Origin of the sequence: Vibrio sp. THAF190c, from assembly GCF_009363355.1 — a bacterium.
Lineage (GTDB): Bacteria > Pseudomonadota > Gammaproteobacteria > Enterobacterales > Vibrionaceae > Vibrio > Vibrio fortis_A.
This window is the reverse complement of the sequence record NZ_CP045339.1, coordinates 783,191-795,978: the sequence shown is the minus strand read 5'-3', so window position 1 is coordinate 795,978 and position 12,788 is coordinate 783,191. Positions and strand designations below refer to the sequence as shown.

Annotated in this window: 10 protein-coding genes; all 10 read right to left on the bottom strand. The window is 47.3% G+C overall.

Annotated features, from left to right (window positions below; genetic code table 11):
* Positions 1-197 precede the first annotated feature (197 nt).
* Complete coding sequence (gene secF / locus FIV04_RS18525) at positions 198-1,136, bottom strand: protein translocase subunit SecF (protein ID WP_152470051.1); 939 nt, start codon at positions 1,134-1,136, stop codon at positions 198-200.
* Positions 1,137-1,138: 2 nt separating this feature from the next.
* Positions 1,139-2,938, bottom strand: coding sequence for a protein translocase subunit SecD (gene secD / locus FIV04_RS18520; RefSeq protein WP_152470050.1), 1,800 nt, complete (start codon positions 2,936-2,938; stop codon positions 1,139-1,141).
* A 160-nt stretch (positions 2,939-3,098) separates the two neighbouring features.
* Positions 3,099-3,557: a hypothetical protein gene (locus FIV04_RS18515; protein WP_152470668.1), complete on the bottom strand. Its 459-nt coding sequence runs from the start codon at positions 3,555-3,557 to the stop codon at positions 3,099-3,101.
* A 226-nt stretch (positions 3,558-3,783) separates the two neighbouring features.
* On the bottom strand, positions 3,784-6,573 hold the full coding sequence (locus FIV04_RS18510; RefSeq protein WP_152470049.1) for a pitrilysin family protein: 2,790 nt from the start codon (positions 6,571-6,573) through the stop codon (positions 3,784-3,786).
* Positions 6,574-6,750: 177 nt separating this feature from the next.
* Positions 6,751-7,560 (bottom strand): LytTR family DNA-binding domain-containing protein, encoded by an 810-nt coding sequence (locus FIV04_RS18505; protein ID WP_152470048.1) that lies wholly within the window; start codon positions 7,558-7,560, stop codon positions 6,751-6,753.
* A 36-nt stretch (positions 7,561-7,596) separates the two neighbouring features.
* Positions 7,597-8,625, bottom strand: coding sequence for a sensor histidine kinase (locus FIV04_RS18500; protein ID WP_152470047.1), 1,029 nt, complete (start codon positions 8,623-8,625; stop codon positions 7,597-7,599).
* A complete protein-coding gene (locus tag FIV04_RS18495) occupies positions 8,625-9,923 on the bottom strand; it encodes a hypothetical protein (RefSeq protein ID WP_152470667.1) in 1,299 nt (432 codons plus the stop codon). Before FIV04_RS18495 ends, FIV04_RS18500 begins: the two co-directional genes overlap by 1 nt.
* A 79-nt stretch (positions 9,924-10,002) precedes the next feature.
* Positions 10,003-10,758 carry an outer membrane lipoprotein-sorting protein gene (locus FIV04_RS18490; protein ID WP_152470666.1) on the bottom strand — a complete coding sequence of 252 codons (756 nt, stop codon included), beginning with the start codon at positions 10,756-10,758 and terminating at the stop codon, positions 10,003-10,005.
* Between the two features lie 58 nt (positions 10,759-10,816).
* Positions 10,817-12,097 (bottom strand): FtsX-like permease family protein, encoded by a 1,281-nt coding sequence (locus FIV04_RS18485; RefSeq protein WP_152470046.1) that lies wholly within the window; start codon positions 12,095-12,097, stop codon positions 10,817-10,819.
* Positions 12,085-12,783 (bottom strand): ABC transporter ATP-binding protein, encoded by a 699-nt coding sequence (locus FIV04_RS18480; protein ID WP_152470045.1) that lies wholly within the window; start codon positions 12,781-12,783, stop codon positions 12,085-12,087. The genes FIV04_RS18485 and FIV04_RS18480 overlap by 13 nt, the downstream gene beginning before the upstream one ends.
* Positions 12,784-12,788: the final 5 nt, after the last annotated feature.

The window sequence follows — 12,788 nt, the reverse complement described above, 5'->3', positions numbered from 1 at the left end:
TCCAACTAACATCTTATAAACATAAGTCATATTGGATAGAGGTGCTGCGCCAATGTGCAGATTTTTGAAATAGAGTCACTTTATCTAACCTATTGACCACACTAAAAATAAGGCCCCAAAACCGAATCCAGTCTTGGGGCCAATTATTGTGTCGAACTCTAAATGCTCAATGCGAACTGAGCATTTAGCGTATTGGATTAAGGACGGCTATCTTCCAGCTCATCAACCGGCTTTACTTGGTAGTGACAAGGCTGTAAGCCAAGTAATTTCGGAAGAGTGATACCAACCGAAATTGAAGACCATGTACCACTCGCGATACCCACAACCAATGCAATCGCAAAGCCTTGTAGCGCCGCACCACCAAGCAACCAAAGCGCTGATACCGTCAACAACGTCGTACCTGAGGTCACCATGGTACGAGAGAACGTTGCTTTGACTGACTCGTTAAGCAGGTTGTCAGTATCGCCGTTAGGGTTGCCACGCAGCATCTCACGTACACGGTCAGCAATGATGATCGAGTCATTGAGTGAGTAACCCAGAATCGCTAACACCGCCGCCAGTACTGTTAGGTTAAATTCAAATTGAGTCAAAGCGAACAAACCGAAGATGATGGTCACGTCGTAGATGATTGCAGCCAGAGCACCTAGAGCTAAACGCCACTCAAATCGAACACTTAGGTAAAGCATGATCATTAAGAAACATACCAATACCGCCAAGCCACCTTGGTCAACCATGTCTTGACCGACTTGAGGGCCTACCACACTGCTGTTAAGCACTTTCACTTGGTCACTCACCGATGCCAAGGCATCAACTAGGCTTGTTTGCGATGCTTCCGTCAGTTGGCTGTAGCGAATGGTCCAGCGGTCTTGTTCTGCCATACCCACCACTTGCACGTCTTGTTGGAAAGCTGCATCAAGCTCGGTTTTAAGCGCGTCTTTGGTCACTTGGTCAGAGAGCTGAACCTCAGCAACCACACCACCTGTAAAGTCCAAGCCCCAGTTAAACCCTTTCACGGCCACCAGCATTACTGAGCTCATGAACAGCACGATAGAGATTACCGACATCACCTTGCGCAGAAGAGTCATATTACTGTCTGAAAAATAGCGGTCTGATATAGTCATTTTTGAAGTACTCATGCTTAAATCCTTACATCGTGGCGTTGGTCACGACCCCAAACCAAATTGATGATCGCTCGCGAAGCAAAAATGCCCGTAAACATACTGGTTAGAAGACCTAAGCCCAGTGTCAAAGCAAAGCCTTGAATCGGCCCGTTACCAATGGTGTAAAGAGCGACGGCAACAATCATGGTGGTGAAGTTAGCATCGAAGATTGACGAGAACGCGCTATCGAAACCACGATCGATGGAGCTAGCAAAGCTGCGCCCTTCTTTCATTTTGTCTCGAATACGTTCAAAGATAAGTACGTTGGTATCTACCGCCATACCAACGGTTAATACCAAGCCCGCAATACCTGGCAGGGTTAATACCGCGCCCGGTAGCAATGCGATCAAACCAAATAGCGTTACCATATTTAGGATAAGCGCGCCATTCGCGACCCAACCAAGACGGCGATACCATAGCGCCATAAACGTCAGAGTAAGACCAAGGCCAAGTGCTAGGGCAGCGAAGCCGTTAGTCACGTTTTCTGCACCCAAAGATGGACCAATGGTACGTTCTTCAATGATGGTCACAGGCGCGGTTAACGAACCCGCTCGAAGCAGTAGAGCCAACTCTTGTGCTTCTGCCATTGTGCCTGCACCTGTGATTCTAAAACGGCTACCCAATTGAGATTGGATATTCGCAACACTGATCACTTCACTGGTTTTCTCGCTATTACCGGCCCTGTCTCGGCTGTACTCGCTGTACACAGTCGCCATAGGCTTACCGATATTATGACGAGAGAACTCAGACATTTTCTTACCACCCGCAGAATCTAGGGTGATGTTTACTTCTGCGCTGCCCATTTCACCAATGCCACTGCGAGCATCAATGATGTGCTCGCCGCTCAATACTGCTTTGCGAGCGATAACCACACGGTTGCCATCGGTATCTTTTAGCGTTTGAGTGTTGCGTGTTGGGTTGTCGTAAACCGAGTAGAACGCCAATGATGCCGTTGCACCAATCACGTCTTTTGCAGCTGCAGGATCTTGTACACCCGGTAATTCGATACGGATACGGCTTTCACCTTGGCGTTGAATTGAGGCTTCAGTGATACCCAACTCTTCAATACGGCTGCGCATGATTTGCAGGTTTTGTTGCACCGTAAGGTTACGTAGCGTGCGTTGTTCATCTTCAGATTGCGTCAGGGTCAGCTTTTTGTCTGAGCTGTTACGTAGCCATTGCGGGAACTCTTCACGAATCAGCTTTTGCGCTTTTTCAAAGTCCGCGTCAGTACGGAAGTTAAATTCCACTTGGTTGTTGACCACTTTGCCGCGGGCATAACGCACTTGGCTTGTGATCTCGTCAACCATAGCTTGAGCTTGCGCGTGGTAAACCGGCTCCATATCTACTTCGAGTAAGAACTGCACGCCACCACGTAAATCCAGGCCTAGCTGAATCGGTGCAAATCCCATGTCAGTCAGCCATTTTGGTGCCGCTGGCTCCATTGCTAGCGCGACGGTTGCAGTATCAAGCAGACGCTCATTCAGCACTTCTTTGGCTTTTGCTTGCTGCTCGGCATCTTCTAAGATCACCACTAAACGCTTGTCTTTCTGATAAGCCGATTTAGCTTGGATGCCTTCGCTGGCAAGATATTGAGTCACCTGCGTCGCGTCGATGGTCTGCTCAGATCGATTGTTGATTTGAACCGAAGCATCTTCACCATACCAAGACGGTAAAGCGCTCAGAATCATGATGATGATGGTGGTGATAAGTACCACGTATTTCCACTTTGCGTAGTGGTTGATTTGTTTTCTTGGAATGCGTTTTTTCACAGTCAAGATCTCTTATTTTTAACTAAGTTTTGCGAACGCGAACGATGGCTAACCGCAACCAGGTCAAACAGATTGAGTGGCAGCAGAGTACATTCGCGAATTGTTTGGGGATTGGCTAGAACAACGGGAACAAGAGAGCGTCGATACGACCAATCAGGACAAACGATTAGCTAAGAAATTCTCGGAAGTGTGAATATTGGATATTGCCCTCTTTCCACCCAGACAAGCGGGAAGGCGGAGAGCTGATAATACTGGTCCAATGCTGTTTGAGGTCCAACATCGGGGTTGTCGCTAACAGCGAAGCCAGTAAAGAAGGGGGAGAAAAGTCAATCAGCAGGTGATAGACGGGCTCGATATCACTTGAACCGTCTTGTTCATTGCTGAGTATTCGACGAAACGTGCTGGCTTGAAGGCTCGATTCAGAATCATGATAGTGCGAGCCATCCTCCACGGGAGGAGTTAACTTGGTCTGTTCACACACGTGTCGTGTTTCAAAGGCGTCTTTTTGAGAAGCTTGCGCCAGTTGCTGACACAAGTGACTACTTGAAGTGGCAATTTGAAAAGGCTTTGCTGGAAACGAATAGCCATGACTGTTCACTAAGCCAAAACTCAGTACAAACAGCATCAACACTAAACGCGCGCCCAACTTCAACAATTCAAAACAGTCCTAAATGGTAGAAACGACGACAATATATAACAGCAATGAAAGATACAATTGATTTAAAAGCAGCGTTATTCACATTTGACACAACGCTGACAATCTTGAGCCAATAAAAAAGCCAAGCATAATACGCTTGGCTTTTACTCTGTTGCTTTCCCGCTGTGGCAAAAGTGCTCAGCTATCTACAACCTTAATTTTTAGGGCGCAGAATATTCTTGTAGTGGCGGCTATTTTCACCAAACAAGCGCTCAGCAAGCGCATCCATATCTTGGCGGGAGATAGAATCCACCGTCCCTTCTACATCAAACAACGCCTCTACACCATAATCATGCATATTATAGCGAGACACAAACCAAGCTTGGTCGATAGGAACCGATTCTAGTGGTGCGAAGTCATTCACCAATTGTTTGCCTGCTGCCTTTAATTCATCGTCAGAAATGCCTTTCAGTAAATCGGCCACAACCTTATCAATCGCAACCTCAATTTTATCCACATTACCCGGCTCAACTAACGCCTCAATAAACCAGTCATAACTGCGTTCGCCATCTTGTGAGATCCAGTAGTTGTATGGCGAGTAATCCAAACTCAACTCTTCGCGAACATAAGCGTCTAGACGTGTAGTTAAGATGCGTTGCATCAAATCCGTCATGAACACTTCTTTAGCGGTTACCCCAACCTTTGTCTGAGAATTTGAAGCCTCTGCTGCTGGAATATCGGAGATCATGCGCAAGATATACTCAGAACTGTTCTCTGTGTTGACCGATAAATCGATACGCTCTTTGTTTGGCAGTTTGTAAGGTACTGAAAAGTCTGGAATCGACGCCTCTTGCAAAGGAATCGAAGCCACATATTGGCTAACTAGTGGTTTCAAAATACTTGGATCGATATCACCAACAATCACCAGTTGATTGCGACGGTCTTTGCTGAACAAGGTGCTATGAAGTTGGCGAACTTGTTCAACCGACACGTTTTCTACCGAGCTGCCATCAATCAAGTAATGACTGCTATTTAGCTGGTAGGTATTGTGGTTCATCGCCTGCTCAAATTGACCCGTCGGACTTTCAAGAAAGGCCGTTCTTCCCTGTATAAACTCTTGTTTTACTGCGTCTAACTGCTTTGCAGAGATATTCGGTGAAGTAGCGATCGAGTAAAGCGCGGCAAAGGCTTGCTCGAGGCCATCTTGGTAAAGTTTAAATTCAATACCGTGACGGGTTGAATCGATGAAGGAATACAAATCGATAGTTTCTCGATCGAGATGCGCTTCAAGCTCAGACCCCGTAAAGCTGCCTAGGCCACTACGTGCGATGGTAGCAATAGCAATTTCTGTCGCAGGGTATAGGCTCGGATCGAGCGCCATTTTGCCACCAAGACTGGTGTAGTAGATTCCAACTTCGTCATTGGCATAGGTGTCTCGCAGATACCACATATCTACGCCATTACTGAGGGTCCACTTTTGGATATAAGGATCAACATATTTCTGCTCAACGAGCACCACTTCTCCTGTGGTGGTTGGAACAGCAAAGCCGTGATCGTTAGCAGCCCGTACAACTTTAGCTCCAGGTGCGGCATAAGCGGCTTTTAGGCTAGCTGTCGTCTCTGTGAGTGCATCCTTATCTTCACTGGCATCAACTCCAATAACCAAGAAGTAGTCGCTAGACAGTAGACTTCGAATATTGGCGTTGATGGTGTCTAAGTTAAGGCTCCCGACAAAAGCTTCTAAGCTAGCTTTTTCATCTTTCGCCGATTGTAACGGCCCTTCAACCACTAAACTACTAACCTTATAGTTAGCGAGATCAAGCCCATTCATGGCATCCCATTCACGCTCAACATTTTGAAGCCAATCTATGTAGTACTGTTTCTCACTAACGATTTCATCTTCAGAGACACCATAATCCCTCAATGAGGTCAGTGTAGAGATAAATTGCTGCTGGGAAACCTCACGAGAGCCGACAGGAAAGGCGACACTGGCCAAAGAGTAACGTTGATACTCCATTGAGTAACGTTCTGAGAGGAGCCATTGAGTAGGCAGGGCTGCGTCATTAAATACCGAGCCCAAGCGCTGCTGGATAAGTCGCTGAGAGAGGTCATCTAACCAGCGTTGATGCTGCTGCTCATGAGTGTAGACCACTTCTGAGCCACGGTTGAACATCAGACTGAGGCTTGGCGATTCCCCACCTTTTACATACTCAACGAAGTCATTTTCGTTAAACGAGGTGATTCGCTGCTTCTCTGGTCGAGGCGTTTGGCCACGTTGCCAGTCAGAGAATTTCTCCTTGATGAGCGCAACTGCATCTTCTTTGTTGATGTCACCAGCAACGACAACTTCAACGAGCTGAGGCTGATACCATGTTTGATAGAAGCTTCTTAGCCCCTGCTGATCTGCCGTCAAGACCGATGCTTTGGTACCCAACGCATCCTGAGATTCATACTGACCACCTTCGATAAAGTAGTCGTAAAATTTGTCGGCTAATTGCTTGTCTTCAAGTCTTGCATAGCGAAACTCGCCCAGAATCACGCCTTTCTCTTTTTCCACTTCAACGTCAGCAATATCAAGACCATCGCCGATATCCCGCATCCAAGTCAAAGCTTGAGTTAATTGAGTGTTGTCTGGCAGGTCGAGTTGGTAGACCGTTTCTTGGTAAGAGGTGTAAGCATTTAAATCGGCACCAAAGCTTACGCCTGCATCTTCGAATAGGCTGATGACATCATTCTGCGAGAAATTTTCACTACCATTAAACGCCATGTGCTCAACAAAGTGGGCGTAGCCTTCTTGTTGTTCGGTTTCTTGGAACGAACCAGCATGCACCACAAGTCGAACCGATACTGGCTCTTCATGATCTCGGTAGACGTGATAAGTCAGTCCGTTTTCTAGCTGGCCTGATGCCCAAGCGGGATCGGATTGGATTCGATTTTCTGTAGAGATAGAGCTACAACCGATCAAGGTCACGCTCAATGCGACCGCTAAACAATAATTTTTCATAACAACCTCTTACATGTCATTGCGTGACAATATACAGATCAGGTGAATAATTATCGTTTAATACTAAATCACATGAATATCTTTGTGATCAAGATCGTCATTTTATAAAATTCATCACACTATCCGTTTAATATCATAGCCTGTTCTATCTTGTTAATAGAACCACGACTAATCGACTTACATCCCTTTAAAAAGCCCTTGTGATGAACGGCTTACCGGCAGTTTCACCCCAGATACATAGGCGGACATCTGCCCTGAAAAGCTCTTACTGACCTTATCAATAGCGGCAACTCGCACCACTACCGAGCGATGAATTTGCCAAAACACATCCGGCTCTAACTGACCGAGCAGCTCTTTGAGCGACGTGCGCAGAATGAATTCCTCAACAGCGCCAGCTTCTCCAACTTTAAATACTGACACATATTTGTCTTCAGCCTTGAAATAGAGCACGTCTTCCACTGAGATAAGATGGATATCATCACCCGAATGGGCTTTGAGCCACGTAAGGTATTGGGGTGTGGCGACCGTTTGAGAGAGCTGTTGGATATGCTCCATTAACGATCCCATATCAACGGGAGAGGAGTTAGATTTGCGCACTTCCAAGCGATCTTTGAGTTTTTGACAACATGAAAATAGTCTTTCTTCGTTGATCGGCTTGAGTAGGTAATCTGCGGCATTACGCTCAAACGCTTGCAACGCATATTCATCATACGCGGTAATGAAGACTACCAGTGGTGAGTTCGTCTGTTTTTGCAGCTGCTTTGCGAGAGCCATGCCATCAAGCTCAGGCATTCGAATATCAAGGAACACCACATCCGGTTGGTGCGCCTCAATCATCTGTTTCGCCTCGGTACCATTTTGTGCCCGACCAAGGATGTCGAGTTCTGGCCAAGCGTCAGCCAAGCTCTTATCTAAGTGATGGCGAAGCAAGGGCTCATCGTCCGCTATGATGGCAGTAAAGCCGTTATTTTTTGCCATATTCGCCATTATTCTTCCTTAAATTAACACTGTAAATCGCCATTTCTATTGGCCTGAGAGCGGCAGTTTTAATTGAGCCACCACCCCACCAGCAGCTTGCTCTTTGATTGATAAGCTTGCCTGCTCATCAAATAACATCGCGATACGTTGGCGGATATTACTCAACCCTACACCATGACCGCCGCTATTGGACGAGCTCGACAATCCTAAGCCATTATCAACCACATCGATCGTTAGATACTCTTGCTCAGCACTGAATCGAATCGAGATCTCACCGCCTTCAGCCTTGGGCTCTATCCCATGAGTGAGGGCATTCTCAACCAAGGGCTGAATCAAAAATGGCGGGAGCACTTGTGTTGAGTCGATTTGGCTTTTGTCGATACTGAAGGTCAGGCGCTCACCCAAACGAATTTTCTGAATATTCAGATACGCATCCAGAAGGTCACTCTCTTGAGCAATGGTTGATTGTTCACTTCGACTATTACGCAGTGTAACTCGCAAAAGCTCAGTAAGCTTATCCAACATCAGCTTTGCCTTATCACTGTCAGTCTCAATCAAAGCGCTGACTGTTGCCAGAGTATTGAACAAGAAATGCGGTTCAATTTGGCTTTGTAGCTGTTTTAACTGGCTGAGTACAACCACTTTCTCTTGATCTGCTTGACGACGCTTGGCTACTTCTAATTCATTGTCTGCACGTAGCTTTTGCTCTCTGGTGTAGAAATAGTAGTAGCTGACCGAACAGAAAATGACGCCAAGGAAGATCACCGACTTAAGCTCAGATATGCCTTCCCCAAAGAAGCCATTCAACCAGTAGTGCGCATTGAGTGTTCCGACCGTTAGAGCAAACACCATCGAGATGGCGATCTCCAATAAGCGTGACGTATCAGGAAACAACTTGATGAGGACAAAAGAAGAAAACACCGCGCTGTAGCCAAAGCCAAAACTTATCATGGCACTGGTGAACAGTGGCCCTCCCCAGATACTTTGCGTTGTCACGCTAATCGCAGCACAAAACAGGGTGGTCACTAACCAACTCTTAAACCAAGAGTACTGTTTACATCCAGATTCACTCATTAAAATCGTCCTTTAATATTTAATAGAATCATATGACTATCGGGCAAATTAGCGTAAGCAGAATCCTTATTTCCGCCTAAAAAGCGTGCAGCAAGTTCCAGTTCAACCGACGCACTACCATTGTCTATTGCTTGATAGTTGATCCATTGTGTTGCGATGATTCCGCCGTCTTGTGGGGCGATCATCAGATCCAGAGTTGGGGTAACATCATCCAGCCACGCCCATGTAGACGCGCCATCAGCAAAAAGGTGTCGCCAACCGCTTGAGTCCAATGACCAGTGAGCCATCAGATTGTGCTCAACAATATTGGCGTGCTGATACCCCTGCGCGTAAGCACTTGCCAAAGGCTGAGTAGTCGGCATCTGCGATAAGCCTTGGGCTCTATTAATTGCAGTCTGCCACTCAGAATCACTCCATGCGCGGCTGTCATACCAATATTCGAGTACGATGTTGTGCCCAGTATCGTTAGCCCATGTCAGCCCCACAAGAGCTTGAAAGACATCACCTTGCTCCTCTAGTTGAACTGGCTGATATTCATCATCAGGCAAGCTGTACCCTAGGCTGTGGCGTTGGTAGACCATGGACCCATGAAACTCCCACGCTAGGTTTAATACCGATACCAAGCTCGCTCCAAGCAACCCATGTCTGACATCGTCATAATAGGCGAGCCATTGATACTCATGGTCACCAATCAAGTTGTAGCGCTTAATTCCGACACCTTGTTGCTCACTGGCTCTTTCGAGTTGATTGACCTCTTGAGAACCCCAAGAAGAGTCACTGTAAAGCAGGGTCCACTCACCGCTATCGTCAAACATAGAGAGTGATGCCACGCCCGCTCCCTCTTCCGCAACAATACCTACAGGATTTTGTCGGTAGGGCTTTATCACGTCCAATGGGCGGTAGCCATAACCGACGCCCCAGTCGAGACGCATCTTACCCAGCGTGACATCGATATACTGATCTCCGAACAGCGAACTAGACAAGCTAACACTGTGCTGCCAAAACAGCTCTCGCACAATCAGCTGTGTATCACTGTGACTATCGGGGATCTCTTGTCGGCTCTGTTCGTGGTAAAGGTCGTCGCCTTTAATCGAGAACAGGCCAAGCCATTGAGCATAATTCACTTCAAGATCGAGTAATGCATTCACAGACTGGCGATGATATTCGGGCTCACTCAACCATGGCGTTTCCCGTGATTGCACCGTTTCAGCGCTGACCTGCCAGTCCCAAGCTAGGCTCAGTTGGCTATCATCTGCCAATACGCTCGCACTCAATAGAGAAGTTGCAGCGATATTCATTGCGACAGCTCGCGCACACCAGCGTTTAGGGCTACCATCTCTCGTTTTCAAACAAGCCAAAGTGTTCATCACCACCAACCTATAGCCCAGACACGCTGTTACGAGACAGATACGCAGGGTTGTAGTACTTATCCGCCAGTGACTGTTCGCTGACCTCTTGATACTCAATCAGGGTGCGCTTGTTCGGCTGAATCTTATCAAGCAGACTCATTGCCACGACACTAGGTAGACCGTTGCGCTCTCCTTCATCAAACCATGCCTGTTTGGCTAGCTTTCCCGATCTTAAATAGAGATCGGCTTTGATTGGGAACGCGCGATCAGTGGTTAACCACAAGTCGATCGACTGATAGCTTGCTCCTTTGGTTTTAGCGGTCAGTTTTAATTTATGTGTCGTTACCTGCTCACCGTTTTCCAACTCAATGATCTCTTGCTGCACCCACTCACCTTGATAATCCTCACTCCAAGTCAGTGTTGAGATGTCACCTACCGAGGCTTCACCCAGAAGTTTCTGCATTGGGGTAATACGAATAGGTCGACGCGATTTCGGCATGAGCAACCAGTAGTTGTCTTCAATCATCAGCATCTTTTGTCCAGCTTCCACTGCCGATTTAAAGATCACCAGCGATTCACGATTTGGACGAGTGTAGACGTTGTACTGACGAGTTTTATCTAACTTATCATTGTCAAAAAGATGCACCACAGACACCACCTTTGAGGCTTGCTCACTGTTGAGTCGGTAACGATCGGCTTTCGCAATCATCTCTGTCACCTGGTCGGCATCAACCGCCCAACTCGTGCCACTAAACACAAACGACAACATCAACAAACACGTCATTACTGTGTGATGCCAACCAGTTTGGCTTGCGCGTCTATTCGAAATGGCATTTAGATCATTAAACATAAGTCAGCGCCTCCGTGATAGGTTTGTTTACGCCCTTACGAGCAGCAAAATAAGCAGCAATGAGACAGATAGCAGTCACACCAGCCATGGCGTAGGCCACCAATTCAAAAGAGAAGTAGATATTCAACGGATAGCCATCAGTTCGACCTGGAGGCGGTGGCATTTGCACATCCACAACTAGCAATAGAACAGTCACAGCTGCACTGGCAAAAGCGCCAAGCAAACCACCAAGTACCGCTAACAGGCCTGCCTCTTTCAAGAATCCAGCAATGATTTCAGATGGATAACTACCCAATGCCGACAGCGTTCCCATCTCTCGAGTGCGCTCTGTGACCGACATAGTCATGGTGTTAAACAGAGAGACGAATACCACCAGTGCCATCACCGCACCCATGATGCCGAAGATCCGATCGTAGAGATCTTTCACTTTGATGTAGAAAAACGCTCGATCTTGCCACGGAGTGATCTCGATCTGTGAGCGATCCGCGTCGCCGTTGCGCTGTGCCAGCTTTTCTTGCAAGCGTTGATCAACCTGACTTGTCAATTGAGTCTCAAACAAGAATACCGACAGCGTGCTCACTCGATCTGTAGCCAGCAGCTCTTGTGCTTGGCTGATATGAACATACAGCTGGCGTTTATCTAACTCAGGAACACCAGTCGAGTAGATCCCCTGCACCATAAAGTCGAATGCGTTGAGGGCTCCATCACTGGTGGTCGCGAGCAGCGTAACCCAATCGCCAATGCTCACCTTCAAGTTGCGCGCTAAGTCTTTTCCCAGCATCACTTGTGGCTCGGTATCGTCGTATCTTGGTGAATCAACACTGGTTAGAGTCTGCCCTTGTCGAACATCTAAAAACGGGCCCTTCATGTCGAATTCACGCTCGTTAACGCCTGTTCCCATAAAGATGGTCGACTTAGAACCATTGGAAACAAGGCCACTAAAGTAGACTCGTGGCTGAACACCGCGCACATCGCTATCGCCAATGATCATCTTTGTCAGTTCATCTGCGTTGTCTAAACCGTTGCTTAATGGCGTATCTTCGTCCTGCTCAAAGTAACCCGGAGTACTCAGTGTTAAGTGCCCAGTATCGCGCGCGGTCGACTCTCGCAAAGATTCATAGGTATAAAGTCCATACCCACCTGCGGAAGTGAGTGCAAACACGGCAATCGCCACGATCAAAACCGACAACAAACTACGACGTCCATTACGCAGGAGATTGAGCCACGCTAGGCGCAGCGAATGTAGAACACCAAACTGCATTAACTTGCCCATGAGACGGCCTCCTGATCCATTGTTGAGGTCACGATCTTGCCGTCCACCAGCTCAATCACTCGATCACAGCGGCTAGCCATTCTTGGATCATGGGTCGCGACAATAAATGTGGTGCCGAACTCGTGGCCAAGCTCACGCATAATATCGATCACTTTATTGGCAGTGTGGCTATCCAAGCTTGCTGTCGGTTCATCGGCAATCACTAACTTAGGCTTGTGAACCAAAGCACGAGCAATCGCGACGCGCTGTTGCTGACCACCAGAAAGGTTATCTGGTCGATGGTGAACGTATTGCTCTAAGCCAACACGCATAAGCATCCGCTGCGCTTGTTTATGCTGCTCTTCAAGACTTAAACCATTGAGCATCAGAGGGTAAGCGACATTTTCAAGTGCAGTCATGACAGGCACCAGATTGAATTTTTGAAATACAAAACCTAAAGCGTGGCGACGAAAACGCGCAGCGGGAATAGCTTGTTCTGGGTAGGGCTGCCCTTCTATAGAAATCATCCCTTGGTAATCTCGGTCCAGCATTCCTAGGATATTGAGCAAGGTACTTTTGCCTGAGCCTGACGGACCGCATAACGCGACCATCTCGCCTTGTTCAATCGATCCAGAGACACCATTAAGGGCATGTACTACCTGCTCACCCGTTCTGTATCGCTTTTTAATGGCTTCGAACACTATCATCTTGT